Source organism: Serpentinicella alkaliphila (assembly GCF_018141405.1).
In the GTDB taxonomy this organism is placed as follows: domain Bacteria; phylum Bacillota; class Clostridia; order Peptostreptococcales; family Natronincolaceae; genus Serpentinicella; species Serpentinicella alkaliphila.
On record NZ_CP058648.1, the window covers coordinates 132,493 to 148,325 of the forward strand.

15 protein-coding genes are annotated in these 15,833 nt (G+C 33.9%); 9 read left to right on the forward strand and 6 right to left on the reverse strand.

Features of this window, described 5'->3' with window-relative positions; genetic code table 11:
• The first annotated feature begins 147 nt into the window (after positions 1–147).
• The 6 genes from HZR23_RS00840 (at position 148) to HZR23_RS00865 (ending at position 6,038) form a co-directional block, all read left to right on the forward strand.
• The gene (locus HZR23_RS00840) at positions 148–2,070 is read left to right on the forward strand and encodes a [Fe-Fe] hydrogenase large subunit C-terminal domain-containing protein (RefSeq protein ID WP_132849525.1); all 1,923 of its coding nucleotides are present in this window, start codon (positions 148–150) and stop codon (positions 2,068–2,070) included.
• A gap of 57 nt (positions 2,071–2,127) precedes the next feature.
• Positions 2,128–2,295 carry a hypothetical protein gene (locus HZR23_RS00845; protein ID WP_165913769.1) on the forward strand — a complete coding sequence of 56 codons (168 nt, stop codon included), beginning with the start codon at positions 2,128–2,130 and terminating at the stop codon, positions 2,293–2,295.
• A gap of 615 nt (positions 2,296–2,910) precedes the next feature.
• Positions 2,911–3,177: a hypothetical protein gene (locus tag HZR23_RS00850; RefSeq protein ID WP_132849524.1), complete on the forward strand. Its 267-nt coding sequence runs from the start codon at positions 2,911–2,913 to the stop codon at positions 3,175–3,177.
• Between the two features lie 363 nt (positions 3,178–3,540).
• On the forward strand, positions 3,541–4,053 hold the full coding sequence (locus HZR23_RS00855) for a hypothetical protein (protein WP_132849523.1): 513 nt from the start codon (positions 3,541–3,543) through the stop codon (positions 4,051–4,053).
• Positions 4,054–5,000: 947 nt separating this feature from the next.
• The gene (locus HZR23_RS00860; protein ID WP_165913767.1) at positions 5,001–5,156 is read left to right on the forward strand and encodes a hypothetical protein; all 156 of its coding nucleotides are present in this window, start codon (positions 5,001–5,003) and stop codon (positions 5,154–5,156) included.
• 435 nt (positions 5,157–5,591) lie between these two features.
• Entirely contained in the window at positions 5,592–6,038 is a 447-nt protein-coding gene (locus HZR23_RS00865) for an ABC transporter substrate-binding protein (protein ID WP_207667929.1), read from the forward strand.
• 154 nt (positions 6,039–6,192) lie between these two features.
• Here the strand turns inward: HZR23_RS00865 and HZR23_RS00870 are convergent, their stop codons facing one another.
• The 4 genes from HZR23_RS00870 to HZR23_RS00885 form a co-directional block, all read right to left on the reverse strand.
• Positions 6,193–7,395 (reverse strand): ABC transporter permease, encoded by a 1,203-nt coding sequence (locus HZR23_RS00870; RefSeq protein WP_132849521.1) that lies wholly within the window; start codon positions 7,393–7,395, stop codon positions 6,193–6,195.
• A gap of 2 nt (positions 7,396–7,397) precedes the next feature.
• The gene (locus HZR23_RS00875) at positions 7,398–8,081 is read right to left on the reverse strand and encodes an ABC transporter ATP-binding protein (protein WP_132849520.1); all 684 of its coding nucleotides are present in this window, start codon (positions 8,079–8,081) and stop codon (positions 7,398–7,400) included.
• 125 nt (positions 8,082–8,206) lie between these two features.
• Positions 8,207–10,123: a heavy metal translocating P-type ATPase gene (locus HZR23_RS00880; RefSeq protein ID WP_132849519.1), complete on the reverse strand. Its 1,917-nt coding sequence runs from the start codon at positions 10,121–10,123 to the stop codon at positions 8,207–8,209.
• Positions 10,124–10,131: 8 nt separating this feature from the next.
• Positions 10,132–10,407 (reverse strand): metal-sensing transcriptional repressor, encoded by a 276-nt coding sequence (locus HZR23_RS00885; protein WP_132849518.1) that lies wholly within the window; start codon positions 10,405–10,407, stop codon positions 10,132–10,134.
• Between the two features lie 365 nt (positions 10,408–10,772).
• Between HZR23_RS00885 and HZR23_RS00890 the strand changes: the two genes are divergently transcribed.
• The 3 genes from HZR23_RS00890 to HZR23_RS00905 all read left to right on the forward strand — a co-directional run bounded on the left by HZR23_RS00890 (position 10,773) and on the right by HZR23_RS00905 (position 12,060).
• Entirely contained in the window at positions 10,773–10,991 is a 219-nt protein-coding gene (locus HZR23_RS00890) for a substrate-binding domain-containing protein (RefSeq protein ID WP_207667928.1), read from the forward strand.
• 60 nt (positions 10,992–11,051) lie between these two features.
• Complete coding sequence (locus HZR23_RS00895; protein ID WP_207667927.1) at positions 11,052–11,219, forward strand: hypothetical protein; 168 nt, start codon at positions 11,052–11,054, stop codon at positions 11,217–11,219.
• Between the two features lie 682 nt (positions 11,220–11,901).
• Complete coding sequence (locus tag HZR23_RS00905) at positions 11,902–12,060, forward strand: hypothetical protein (RefSeq protein ID WP_165913765.1); 159 nt, start codon at positions 11,902–11,904, stop codon at positions 12,058–12,060.
• A gap of 59 nt (positions 12,061–12,119) precedes the next feature.
• On the opposite strand, the gene mgtE is transcribed toward HZR23_RS00905, so the two are convergent.
• Positions 12,120–13,454, reverse strand: coding sequence for a magnesium transporter (gene mgtE / locus HZR23_RS00910; RefSeq protein ID WP_132849517.1), 1,335 nt, complete (start codon positions 13,452–13,454; stop codon positions 12,120–12,122).
• 412 nt (positions 13,455–13,866) lie between these two features.
• Positions 13,867–15,831 (reverse strand): iron ABC transporter permease, encoded by a 1,965-nt coding sequence (locus HZR23_RS00915; protein ID WP_132849516.1) that lies wholly within the window; start codon positions 15,829–15,831, stop codon positions 13,867–13,869.
• Positions 15,832–15,833 lie beyond the last annotated feature (2 nt).

Below are 15,833 nucleotides of genomic sequence, written 5' to 3' on the forward strand. Positions count from 1 at the left end.
CATTTATTTACACGAACTGCATAACTCATGAATAATACTATAAATATTTTGTAAAATTTCCTTAATTTACAGAAGATAACTCTTCATACATCGAAAGCGTCCCAGCTAAATTTTAAAAAACTACTACTAAAAAATGGAGGGGATTTTATGTCAAGTGTAAATCTTATAAACACACAAGAAGAAAACTGTGTTGGATGCAATAAATGTATCAATGGTTGTCCAATAAAAGGCGCAAATATCGCTGAGTTTAAGGACGGTGTAAACATAGTAAAAATAGATACAAATAAGTGCATTCAATGTGGTCATTGTATAAATGCTTGTGATCATGACGCTAGAGAATATATTGATGATACTAAACAGTTTTTTGAAGACTTAAAGAATGGTAAAAAAATATCTATGTTAGTCGCTCCTGCCGTGAGAGTTAACTTCAAGTATTACAATAAATTATTTGGGTACTTAAAAAGTATAGGTGTTAGGTTAGTTTACGATGTGTCACTGGGTGCTGACATTACCACCTGGGCATACCTGAAGAAAATAAAAGAAGATAAACTGACATCTGTAATAGCCCAGCCCTGTCCGTCAATAGTTAGCTACATAGAAAAATATAGACCCGAACTTATAAGCAAATTATCCCCAATACATTCTCCAATGATTAATACTGCAATCTATCTAAAAAAATATGTTGGCACTGATGATGAACTAGCTTTTTTATCTCCATGTATCGCTAAAGGCAATGAGATTAAAGATATTAATACTAGTTCAATGATTAAATACAATGTTACATTTAAAAAAATCCAAGAACATTTGAGAAATAATAATATACAACTTCATAGCTTTCCTTCAATAGATTTTGACCATATGCAGTCTTCAATTGGTAGCTTATACAGTAGACCCGGTGGCTTAAGAGAGAATGTTGAAGCTAGGATTAAAGGAGCTTGGATTAGACAAATTGAAGGACAAAACCATGTATATCACTATCTAGAAGAATATAAAAATCGAATTGATAATAATAAATCGTTACCCCTTCTTGTAGATATTCTAAACTGTCCTTTTGGGTGTAACATTGGTACTGGAACTTCTAAGAACTTGCAATTAGACGATATTGACGAAGTGTTTAATGACATGAAAAAAAATAGACTTAATAAAAAAGGAAAACTCCCTTTAAGTAAAAATATAGATGATATGTACAAGTTATTTGATTCTAAGCTAAATATTAATCATTTTATAAGAAGTTACAGTGATAAATCTCAAGAAATAGGTAAGTGGTTAGATCCAACAGTTGCTGAGTATAAGCAAATACTAGAAAAATTACACAAAGATAATGAAAAGGACGAAAACATAAATTGTTTTGCTTGTGGTTATGGTGATTGTGCTACTATGATTAAAGCGATACATAATGGTGCAAATCACTTAGAAAATTGTATGCACTATAATAGAAGAGAACTTGAAATAGAACATAATATAATTACCGAGAAACATAAGGAACTAGAAGAAGTGTTAGATCAGGTTAGTTATATGAATGAAGAAAGAATGTCGGAAATAAAGCATTTAAATATTGTTGTTAATACTATACTAAATTCTATAAATGAAGTTAATTCAGGTAGTGAGGAAGTAATAGCAAGTGTTGAAAATATCACTACTGAGGTATATAGTACTTTAAGTACATCAAAAGATCTAAATATTAAAATAGGATCCATTAGAGAAAAGATTGATAAGTTTTCGAAGGCTACAGAGGAAATAGTAAGCATCTCAGAACAAACTAATTTATTGGCGCTAAATGCTGCCATTGAATCTGCAAGAGCAGGAGAATCAGGTAGGGGATTTGCAGTAGTGGCCGAAGAAGTTAAGAAGTTAGCTGAGAATTCAAAAGCTGTAGCAGAATCCACTAAAACAGATGAGCGAGATGTAATTAATTCCATTTTAAACATCATTACACAATCAGAAACTGTTGGTGCTAGAATGGATATTATTAGTGATGCAATTAACAATATATCTGCTAGTTTACAAGAAATCACTGCTACAAGTCAGTCAATTGCTGAAAATGCTAATACTTTAATAAAAGAGAAATAAAAAGATAGTAATATAAATTGCGTAATACTATTTGTTTATTTTAGTTGTACAAAGTGGATGACTCCCTACAAGAAAAAGCTATTTAGAAAAAATTCTGAAATTATTCAAAGCTTTACAAATGCTATTTATAAAGCAATGCTTTTGGTAGAAGAGCTTAGTGCAGAAGAGATTGCTAAATCCTTAGCTACCACACTTCCCAGATGCATACCTAGGAATTTTGACTAACGTAGTAGAAAGATATAGACCAATTAGAGCATGGGCACCAAAACCAGTTCTTACTGAAGAAGAATTAACTAGACTTCAAGATATTATGACAGTGGTGTATTAGAGAAAAGAGTAACCCATAGTGCTATTGTAAATACTGAGTTTGCTAAAAAAGCTATGAAATAATAAAAATTAAAACAGCAATAGGGATATGAGAGACCACTGAAAAACTAAAAAGGGGCTATCGCAAAATTAAAAATTTCAATCGAAATCCTCAAAAAATAATAGAACCTTTCGTATTAAGAGTTTTTAATAACTCTAGAATTCGGTAGGTTTTTTTCTTCTTATTTATTTCTCTGTTTTTTTGCATCTCAGATTCCGCTTAAATCATAATAAAAATTAAATATTTTTTTCAGTCAAAATGAGTTTCCAATTTAATGTCGAATACTAGTAGTATAAACGTATTAGAGGTCCTTAAATGTCTATTAATCTTAAAAATATAAAAACTTATACTGATGATAAAGCCACTTTTTTAGTCGGTTTATTGGAATAAATGGGCTTGCCACAAATTATCGATAATCATATGGCTAGTGACTTTGGGCGTCCTCTTGAGATTCCTTACAGTGTACTGGCCAGATGATACTTGTTAACCTATGTGATGATCATCACCCTCTTTCAAGACTTAATGAATATTATGAGTACAAAGACTTAGAATCTATTTTCAACTATCCAGTAACACTTTCTCAAATTAATGATGACCGATTGGTGGTTTTCTTGATCTTTTACATGATGCTGGACCCAGAGTGGGGCACCTATGAGGTAGATGGCGAAGATGCTGGTGTCATTCAGATTAGATTGACTATGGGTATAGTAAACAAAAACGTCAAGATAAGAAACAATTAAAGGTTTCATTAGGAGCTGCTAATGGAGTTTTAGTTTATGCTAAAGTCTTATCAGAAAACATGGACGATAAAACTTACAATAAAGAACAGTTAGATGATGTAGAAGACCTTCTAAAACTACCTAAAAATAAACCCTGATACCTTCTATTACATTGCCGATAGCGCATTGTTTTCCCTAGAAAATATACTTAAAGCTAATAAAAGAAACATTAATCTCATTACCAGGATATCCGATAATACCAAAGCTACTAAAGCTCTGATTGAAAGAGCTGTTTTAGACTTTAGAAATATGTGATTCCTGTAGAGTCAACAGATAAAAAATCCGAAAAATATCGTCTAACGGAAGCTACAGGAGACTATACGGATGTACCCTTTAAAGTATTGTACTTGCTATTCAGAAGAACTTCGTAAAAAGAAGGAAAAAAGTATTTCAAAGCAAGTATTCTCAGAAAGCGAAGAGCTTGATAAATTGACGAAACAGTATTCAAAACGCACGTTCGCATGCTATGAAAACGCTGAACTTGAGATTGTAAAGACTTCGTCAATAGCACTAAAGAAAATTAAGTATCATATAGTAACTGTTAATATTAATGAAAGTACAAATCGAAAACCCGGAAGACCTTCTAATAAAGCTAGTGCAGAAGTATTTGAGCTTTGCTATTCTGAGCAAATCAACAGTCAAATGGATAACGAAGCCTTAGAAAAAAATCTTTTAAGTCAATCAATGTTTGTGCTTTGTAGCAATGATCTGGAAATCGAGGCTGAAATAATTCTCAAAGAGTATAAAACACAAGGACAAATAGAGAAAAAGTTCCAACTGTTGAAATCACCCCCACTGGTTAACTCTTTTGTATTTAAATTCTCCAAAGAGAATTGAAGCATTGATGTACTACTTTTAATTTGCTGTTATGTCATTGTCAGTTGCAGAATATGTGGTTCGGCGTGAGATGGCTAAAAATGAAGAAGTAATCATTGGTCCAGGGAAAGTTAAAATGACACGTCCTACATTAGTAGCTATTTATCAAATCTTTTATAGTGTCCAAACCATTGTTTATCACGCTGGAGCCCAAACTCAGCGGGATTTTACACGCCCAATAAATAATAGTATTAAGACAGTACTTCGATGTTTAGGAATATCTGAAAATATCTTTATACGGAGTAGAACCTACTTTTAATAAACTAATTAAAATCTTTCAAAATTTATATCTGCTTCAGCGTAATGTGAGATATTTAGATAGTTTATATAATAGCTGTATTACCTATTAATTTGTCATATGATTTTGGAGAAGAAATTTTTTGACAATAAGTTTGTGTTACACTGTTTTAGATTATATGGTATTATATACTCATGTATTTAATTTTTGTATTTTACGATAGGGGTATGCACTCATATGACTTATTTATTTCATAAAAGACAGACGAGTATATTTATTTATATTGTTCTTGTTATACTCTTATTAAACTATTTCACAATAGATAACTTGTATACAACTAACAATAATATAGACGATACAACATTACCTTACTTTTTTGCTATGCAGTACCAATTAGAAATTCTAAATTTACAAGAGCTACATCGAAATAAAATTAGCCTAAATATGCTATATGGAATTGTGAACTTATTTGTTCTAATATTAGCTTGTATCTATAATTTGATTCTAGATTATAGATATGGAACATATTTATGTTTGCACATTTCAAGATTGTTTATCATATTGCAAAGGTTACTTTTGCCAAGACAAAATTCGAGTAGGTATAAAGCTCCTTTATTATTAAGTATACAGTTTAACTAAACTAAAAGCTTAATATAGGGAGGCATTGTCGATGGAACAACAATTAGATGTAATTGCGGTTTTACTAGTTTTTATTGGATTTTGTATAGGTAGCGTTTTATTAATAAAAAAATCAAATGAGGAAATGAATAAACAAAATACAGCAAATGATGAACTTGCTCAAACTGATATAAAAAAGTATAAATAACTAATAAAAGATATTGGGGTAATTTACCCCAATATTTTTTTTAAAAAGAATTATTCATCCTCTAACACTCTATGTATTGATTCAAGCAACATTATTATAGGCAATTCAATTTTAATAGATTCATTTATTATATCATCGTCTATGTTTTGTTTATTTGTTTTGATTTAATGGTATCTGGCTAAAACTAAGCTTAATAAATACTGAGTTTCTTCTTTTTTAAAACCTATAGAATTCAATAATTTCACCTAGCATCATAATTTCTTTAACAATCACAATTATGTAGTATATTTATTTCCCGAGATTATATATACTATCTACTTTTCTGTAAACCCATTAATGATATGTCATCTATAGACTAATTAATTTAATTTATGTTTATGAGTTATAGATTCAATAGAAATATGAGTTTTATTTTATAAATATGCGTGGTACAAAGTGGATAATTATACGACATTATTTGAGCCTACTGCATCAGTTCTTGAAAAAGAAGACAAAGGCTTTGTTGTAGCTTCTGTTGGAGCAGAGGGTGGATATATTCCTTATACAGTTTACTCAGATAGAAAAAGCTATATAGAGCAAAATCCAGAAATATTTCAAAGCTTTACAAATACTATTTATAAAGCAATGCTTTGGGTAGAAGATCATAGTGCAGAGGAAGTTGCTAAATCCTTAGCTCCTCACTTTCCAGATGCTGACCTAGTAATTTTAACTAACGTGGTAGAAAGATATAGATCAATTGAAGCATGGGCACCTAACCCAGTTCTAACTGTAGCAGGTTTAAATAGACTTCAAGATATTATGACAGAAGCTGATGAATTAGATAAGATAGTACCACATAGTGCTATAGTAAATACAGAGTTTGCTAAAAAAGTTATGGAATAAGATAAATCAAAAACAGCAATGGTGATATGCTTACATATCTTTATTGCTGTTTTTTTACTTAGGCACAGATTATTTTACATTACCATAGGATAGGTATCCATACTCCTATTACGTTTTTTTGCTTAAGCACAAATTATTTTTATTACCTAAACGATTACTCATGCCTCAAAGCTTCAACAGGTCTCATTTTAGCTGCCCTTCTAGCAGGGTACAGTCCTCCAATAATTCCTGTTACAACAGCTACTACTATGCCTCCAAACAAGACTTTAGGGGAAATGATAAGCGACATGTTTACTATAATAAATCTAGAAATTACTGAATTGGCAATAAAGCTAATAGCCACACCGCTTAAAACACCGAGTATCCCCCCAATCAAGCTGATAGTGCTTGCTTCTACCAAGAAAAGAGCCAGAATATCTTTGTTTTTTGCTCCTATTGCCTTCATAATTCCTATTTCTCGTGTTCTTTCCATAACAGACATCAGCATAACATTAATAATTCCCAAGCATCCCACAATTAGCGCAATAAGAGCAATACTAATAACAACAGCTTGGATTATAAGTGTTACCATACCTACCTGATCTACTACACTTTGTGCTGCAACAGCCGTAGTTAATCCGCTTACGCCATGTACTTGATCTAATATGTCTTCAATTTCTTCTTTAATTTCATAGACTCGGTTTAAATCATTAACTTTCGCTAACATAAGCATGACATTCTCCGAATCTGTAATTTCTTTTACAATCTCTTTGTTCATCAATAATCGATGGCTAACCTCTACTCCAGCAAGATCATAAGCCATAACTCCAACAATAGTGACCTCAACCCCATTTATATTTAATACATCGTTAACTTTCAGATCAGCATTAAGCCATCTATTTATATGTTCAAGTGTAGAGGTGCTAAGTATTGCTTCTGGATTAGCCCCCTCTTTAATTAATCTTCCCTCCTTAAGCTCAACACTCCCTCCTAAAAATTCTCGGATGTCAGATGGGTTACCTCCCATTACCTCAACAGGAGCAGACTTCCCTTCATATTCTGCTATGGCAATTTCAACCATCCAGGTAGAAGTTGCTTCTACACCTCTAATTTTCTCCACTTCATTTGCAGACTCTTCTGTAAAAGATCCATAGGGAACAAAGTCTCTGCCTGGGACTACGTGTCCTGGAAGTACCCTGATAACATCTACTGTTCCACCAAGTCTTTCGCCTACAGCACGCTCCATACTTTGGCTAATAATAATTAGGGATACTAAAGTGGCAATACCCACCGCAATACTCATAAGGGTTAAAAAAGAACGCAGCTTATACTCCCTCAGATTCTTTAAAGCAATTTTAATCCTGTTTTTCCCTGTCATCTCTACGCCTCCTGCCCTGATTGATTATCAATAAACTGTCCATCTTTTATATGCATCACTCTATCAGCCATATTTGCAACCACAGAATCATGAGTAACAATAAGGATTGTTCGACCCTCTTTGTTGAGTTTTACCAACATTTCCATCACCGCACTGCCAGTCTTACTATCAAGATTACCCGTTGGTTCATCGCCAATAATAAGTAGTGGATCATTAATTAGTGCTCTAGCAACAGCCACTCTTTGTTGCTCGCCACCACTTAGCTCCGCTGGCTTATGATTCATTCTATTTTGCATACCTACCATTTCAAGTAACATGGTTGCTCGAGCAGTCATTATTTTATCGTCTTTCCCAGCAAACATCATAGGAAGCATTACATTCTCAAGGGCACTCATGGTTGGTATTAAGTTATAACTTTGAAATATAAAACCTATTTTATCTCGCCTGATTTCAGCCAGCTTATCATCGTCTTGATCTGCTATATCTATGTTATCTATTATGATTTTCCCATTTGTTGGCTTTTCAAGGCAACTTATTATATTTAAGAGTGTAGATTTTCCACAACCAGAGGGTCCTTGTATAGACACAAATTCTCCTTTTTTTACACTTAAATTAATACCATTTAAAGCATTTACTTCTGTGTTTCCTTCTCCATAGGTCTTTATGAGATTTTTAGCTTCAATCATTTGGATATCCCCTTTTTAACTATATATTAATGGTCATATAAATTGTTTATGATGCATTTATCCACCTAATTTTGATAATATACTTTATCAGGAAATTCCCGCCAAAGTATAACTCAATGGTTTTATTAAATATCAACACTTGAATAGGCTTCAGTATAAGAATTCACTTGAGGATAGTTATGATCACTCGTGAAATTTAAGAGAAATGAAGAGTTAATAATTACAACAACTGAACCCACATTGTGTACCAATGCACCAAGAACTGGTCCTAAAACACCTGACATTGCTAATATAATTGCTACAAAATTCAGAACTAAAGACAATACAATATTTCTTCTTATTGTTGTCATAGTTTTCTGAGATAAACTTATTAAGTGAGGGATATATTTTATGTCGTCACTGACTAGTACAATGTCCGCTGCATCAACTACAATATCACTACCTATACTACCCATTGCGACACCTACATAGGCTTTTTTTAGAGCAGGCGCATCATTAATTCCATCACCTACCATACAAATCAGCTCATTCTTCTGATACTCTTCTATTGCTAACAACTTATCTTCTGGTAAGCATTCCGAGTGAATATTTCTAATTCCGGCAGCTTTAGCAATATATGAAGCTGCTTGCGGGTTATCTCCTGTCAGCAATATGCTTTCTACATTGAGTCCTTGAAGCTTTCTAACCATTTCTTCGGTATCCTTACGTAATGTATCAGATAAAGACACAAAGCCAATAGCAGAGTTATTAACAGATACATAGATAATAGTACAACCGTCATTTCTATATGTATAAGCTTTTTTCAATATATCTTCTGGTATTACAATAGCGTTTTCATGAAGCAGTTCAACAGTTCCTGCAAGAACTACATCCTTTGAAACAGCTGCTTTAACCCCACGACCTATAAGCATAGTGAAATCTTGTGGTTCCTGAAGAGCTGTATTTGATGTATTTCTAAAATGAGAAACTATTGCTTTACCCAATGGATGCTCAGAGCGCAGTTCAGCAGAAGCTATCAGTTCTAATAATTTCTCTGAACTAATATAATCATTAAAGCTTTGAACTCCTACAACTACAGGCTTTCCGTATGTAATGGTACCGGTTTTGTCAAATACAATCTTGCTTATCTTTGATAGTCTTTCAAGAGCATCTCCTTGCCTAACAAGAATACCATATTTTGTTGCATTGCCAATACCAGCTATAATAGCCGTAGGCGTTGCTAACACTAAAGCACAGGGGCAGAATACTATAAGAATTGTAACAGCGCGAATAACTTCCCGTGAAATAATCCATGTGCCAACTGCAGAAATTAATGCAATTACAACAATCCATGTAGCCCATCTATCCGCTAGCCTAACTATTTTAGCCTTACTTGCATCAGCAGATTCTACTAGTTTAATCATTCTTTGTAACGAACTGTTTTCTCCCACTTTGGAGGCTTCCATATCAAAGGTTCCAAATTGATTCACAGTTCCACTGAAAACTTCGCTTCCAATTCCTTTATCTACAGGCAAAGATTCTCCTGTCATCACAGATTGGTCAATAGATGTTTGCCCAGAAATAATGAAACCATCCACACCTACTGTTTCACCGGCAAGTACCCGTAGTATATCTCCAACCTGAACTTGTTCTGCAGGTATAATACTTTCTGCTCCATTTTGAATAACTCGGACAGTACGAGGTGTAAGATTTACAAGTTTCTCAATTCCGGCACGTGCTTTTGCAACTGTACGTTCCTCCAATAATGCACCAAGTGCCATTATAAAAGCAACTTCACCTGCAGCGAATATTTCACCAATAAAAACTGCGGCAACAAGTGCAATAGACACCAAAACATCTGCCTTAATATCGAATTCATGTATAAGCCCCTCAATAGCGCCCTTAATAATAGGAGTACCGCAAAGAATAATTGCTATCCAGGCTCCATCAAAAATAAAATTCCCTACACGAAAAAAGCTAATCAGCAATGATGTAAAAGATATTATTAGAAATAATGGTGTACGTTTTTCTTCATCTTTAAATAAGTCTAATATCCTATTCATTTTGTCACCTACCCCATCCTAGAAAAATGCTCTACGGCTTTGGCAAACTCAGCGATTGTTCTGTCTGCATCTCCATGCTCTATACCATCTCGTACACAGTGTTGCAAATGACCTTCTAAAACTACCTGACCAACTTTATGAAGCGCACTTTTAGCTGCATTTCTTTGTATTAAAATATCTTCACAAGGAATATCTTTGTCTACCATTTCTGAAATAGCTCTTAGCTGCCCTTCAATTTTTTTAATCCTAGATTGAACTTTTTTAGTATCAATACATTGACGCATAATTTTATCCTCCTAAAGAAAATTATACCCAAAGGGGTATGGGTATAATTTATCAGTCTACACAAATTTTGTCAATATTTAGTTATGTCTATAGGAGAATTGATTTACTTACTTTTAGCTTTCTCTATGTGAGTTTTTTCACATCTACGTAACGAGTACGTTTTTAACCTACTCGACTCTACTAATTCCCCTCTCAAGCAAAATCTCTTAAACCTATCATTTAGGATTGACTGTAAATGTAAAGCCCTTAAAACATTAAATAATAAATAGGAACTAGTACACTTTTCACCTATTTATTCTTAGCTTACAGATAGTGATCATCATTTTAGATAATATAATTACTGGTATATTGCGGGTGGTACAAAGTGGATAATTATACGACATTTTTTGAGTCTACAGCATCAGTTCTTGAAAAAGAAGGTAAAGGCTTTGTTGTAGCTTCTGTTGGAGCAGCAGTTGGATATATTCCTTATACAGTTTACTCAGGTAGAAAAAGCTATATAGAGCAAAATCCAGAAATAATTCAAAGCTTTACAAATGCTATTTATAAAGCAATGCTTTGGGTAGAAGATCATAGTGCATAGGAAGTTGGTAAATCCTTAGCTCCTCACTTTCAAGATGCTGATCTAGGAATTTTAACTAACGTGGTAGAAAGATATAGATCATTTGGAGCATGGGAACCTAACCCAGTTCTAACTGTAGAAGGATTAAATAGACTTCAAGATATTATGACAGAAGCTCGTGAATTAGATAAGAGAGTACCACATAGTACTATAGTAAATACTGAGTTTGCTAAAAAAGCTATTGAATAAGATAAATCAAAAACAGGAATAGGGATATGTGTAACCATATCCCTATTCCTGTTTTAAACTTAATCATAAATTATTCTACATTACATATGCTTGGTTCTTATAAGTAGCTAGATTTAATATCTTAACGTGAAAATTCTTAATTAATTGCCTATATACTTTTCCTAGCATATTATACCTCGTTGCTTAAAAATCAGTTCCTGACCTACATACAGCATATTTGGATTATTTGTATTATTTGTCTTAATAATATGATCCACTTAAACATTATATTTTTGTGATATCAACCATAGACTCTCAACTACAGTAACCGTATGCATAATCTTTGTATTCTCTTGAGGTTTTCCATGAATAATCAACTTTTACCCTACATGCAATACATTTGGGTTACTAAAGTTATTCGCATTAATAACTTTCGTCATTTCAACTTTATATTAAGTCGATATCATCCATAGGGTCTAACCAGCTTTAACGATATGTTCAGTGTTTGAAGACACAGGTGGAGCAAAATTCGTTGTTTTTGCAGGTACATTTAATACTTAACCTACATGTATGACGTTTGAATTGCTAGGATTATTAAGCTTTACTAAGTGATCAATAGTAGTAGAAAATTTGTTAGCAATTATCCACAAAGTATCCAAAACCCAGAAATCATTCGAAGCTTCACAAACGCTATATATAAAGTATGTTTAGGGTAGAAGAGCATAGTACTGAAGAGTTTGCTCAGCCCCTAGCTCCTCATTTCCCATATGCTGCTTTAGAAGCATTAGTTAATGTAGCAGAAATATATTGGTCTAATGGCGCTTGGATAAAAGAGATAGATATCCAGAGACGATGTATTTAATATAAAGGCACCCATTAAGACTGATAAGCAGTATTAACAGGTGCCCAAATTTAGCTTGATTAAATTAAAAAAGTAATCATAATGGTAGCAAGCCCTAAGAAAAAGAAAAAGCCTAAAACATCTGTGACCGTTGTAACAAATACAGCTGATGCTAATGCTGGGTCAATGCCTATTTTTTTTAATATAACAGGAACATAGTAACCGGACACAGTAGCAACAATCAGATTTAAAAACATCGCTAAACCAATGACAAATCCAAAAGCAATGCTTCCCACCCAAAAATACCCTAGACAAGCAACCACCAGACCAAGGCAGAATCCATTGATTAAGCCAATAAAAATTTCTTTATATAATATTTCCTTTTGGTTCTCATAGCTTAATTCTCCTAACGCAATACCTCTGATAATCAATGTAAGTGTCTGTGTCCCAGCATTTCCTCCCATCCCAGCCACAATAGGCATAAATGTCGCTAGAGCAACTATTTGCGCAATGGTATTTTCAAATAGCCTTACGGTTGCAGCTGCAAGTATAGCTGTGACAAGGTTGACAAGTAACCATGGTAACCGGGATTTAATAGCGCTTGAAACAGATCCAGAGATTTTTTCCTCTTCATCAAGACCAGCAAGTCTGAACATATCTTCTGTGTATTCTTCTTTCATGATTTCCATCACATCGTCAACGGTTACAATACCTAATATCACGCCTTTATGATCAATTACAGGCACTGCCATAAAGCCGTATTTTTCAAAAATGTTACTGACCTCTTCTTGATCCATGTCAACGGGTGCACTTATTATCTTTTCTATCATAATTTCTTTCACTAGTGTATTGGGATTAGAAATTATAATCTCTCTTAATGGAACAACTCCCTTTAATACATCAAACGCATCAACCACATAGATGTAATATGGTGTTTCTGAACCGGGTGCCATAGTTCGTAAATACTCTATGGTTTGACTAACAGTAAGTGATTCCTTAATGGCAATAAACTCAGTAGCCATTATCCCTCCTGCTGATTCAGGATCGTAGGAGAGGAGCTCTTTCACCTCTTGAACATCATCAACGTTCATATTGTTGATAATATTGATTTTATCGTCTTCATCAAGACTGCCAAGTAAATCTACAAGTTCATCAGATGACATCTCTGAAATGATTTGACCTTTTCTTTTTTCAGAAAAAAGTGAAAGCAGTTTAAATTTTTCATCGTCTTCAGCATAGTCAAGTAAAAGCCCCACATATTCATCAGGTAATTTCGTAAGTATGAGTAGAGGGTCTTCTTCAAATTCTGCAAGAGCTTCTAAAAAGTCAACGGGATGAATTTCATCGATTTGATCCAGAATTGTTTCAAAGGTACTGTTTAGTATGAAATTGAGTATCTTATTTTTATACACCATTATTAAACCTTCTTTTCTTTTTTTAAGCTTTTTTATTTAATTATAACATTTTTGAGTCATGACCATGGGAACGTTTTGTCCATTATTCTAAATTCCTTACACACTTTTTTCTTTTGGATAATTGTAATTTTATACCACACACTGTCATCCTAGTACATCTGCATTTCAACCAACTTCTTGATCGAGCCTTTCGATACCTTTCTTTTCAATATGGTAATCTTCACAAGTTTGTATCTTCACCTCTTTACTGACCTTCGACTTTCTTAACATGAAAAAATACCTTCCTAATAGATCAATAATTTTAATTAAATTACTTTATCTACTTTGAAGGTATAATATCATTGACCTATTTCTATTTTAAAGAAGATATAGGGGTAAACTCTACTCTTCATACTTTTTTATTTCTTTAATATTACTTTATTTTTCTCAACAAATAAAGTAAATAAGGTGCTCCTATTAAAGCCACTACCAAACCTGATGGAATTTCCTTCGGTGCTATTATCACTCTACCAATAAAGTCAGCTAAGCTAAGTAACAATCCTCCTAACATCATACTTACTATCATTAATGGAAAGTGGAAGTAACCGACTAATCTCCTGGCAATGTGAGGTGCCAGTAGTCCAATAAAACCAATAGTACCTACAATAGAGACAGCAGATGCACTCAATACTACTCCAATAATTAATGACCAAGCACGAGTATGTGATACATTCAAACCATGACTAGTAGCAATTTCATCTCCAAAGGCTAATGTATTAAGGTGGCGAGTAAAGTAAATAGCTACTGGTACTAGAAGTATAAATAAAATTGATGCAAGATACAAGTCATTCCACCCTTTGGCATAAGTACTTCCAGATAACCATACAAGAGCGGCAGCTACAACCAACCTGGATTTCACCACTAATATCTGAATGATTGCAGACCCAAAAGCTGAAACTGAAATCCCAATTAATGCCAGTAAAATTGGTTGAAATCCAGTTTTCCATGAAGTAAGAAAAATAATAAGCATAGCTATTATAGCCCCTAACATAGCACCTATAGGCATCCAGGTTACTGGTATCGATGGTAAAATTACTAGAAAAATCATCGCTCCGGCTCCTGACATTGAAGTAATTCCTAAAATACTTGAATCTGCTAAAGGATTTCGTAATACTCCTTGCAATAAAACACCACTTATTGCTAACATTGCTCCAATGATAAAAGTAATGAGAACTCGAGGTATACGGAAATTCCAAATAATCATTGATGTCCATTGAGATACAGGTGTCCAGGTTGTTCCGTTATATGAAAATGATATATACATAGCACCTATAATTAAAGATATGATAACAGGGACAAGCCACCTAAGAGAAATAGGCTTTTTAGTCCCCCCTAAACTTCTATCCCCTCGCTTTTGTGTTTTTGCTGTGCGATATGCTAGATACATCAACCACGGTCCACCAATTAAAGCTGTCATCGCTCCTACGGGAATCTCCTGAGTCGGTTGAATAAAGCGTGCTATTACATCCGCAGAAATCAACAAAACACTCCCCCATAGAAACGAATGGCTTAATAATTTCCTATGGCCTTTAATTCCTATTAGTCTAACAATATGTGGTGCCATTAATCCAATGAATCCTATAGCCCCTACAACACTTACAGTGATGGCCGATAAAATGATTGAAAGGGTCCATGCAATCAACTTAACTTTAACAACAGATTGCCCTAATGAGGTTGCTAACTCTTCTCCTAAAGAGAAGGTATCTAATGCCTTTCCTGACATGATTGATGTTACTAGAGCTATGAAAACCAATGGGAATGCAAACTTAACTCCTGACCAATTAAGTTGTACTAGAGTACCAGAGCCCCATAAAAACAAACCACTGGTTTCATTTTCGTACAATAATTGTAACGCCCCAGTTATAGATGAAAATAGTAGTGAAATAATCATTCCTGTTAAAGCAACTCGTACAGGATTCAGCTCTCTACCTGCAAGACTTAAAACAAGTAAGGTTGCGAAAACTGCCCCTATTACCGCTACAATAAAAGAGTATTGACCAAGTGCAGTTGGAAAAAAAACCATAGACACAACAACTGCAAAAAATGCACCGGCATTTATTCCAAGGGTACTGGCAGAGGCAAGCGGGTTATGGGTTAAGGTTTGAAGAATACCACCTGCTACTGCTAATGCACCACCAGCTATTATACCTATAGCTAGTCGCGGCAAACGCATACCAAGTACTATATCCTGTACTCTTCCTTCAATCCATACTTCAGTAAAAAGCTGCTGCACAGAGTATCCTGCTTGACCTTGAGTTAGGTGGACCAAACTAACTATGATTAGTAATAAGAAGCCCCCTGAAAAAGATATAAGGGACTTCTTACGTAAAGTATCCATGT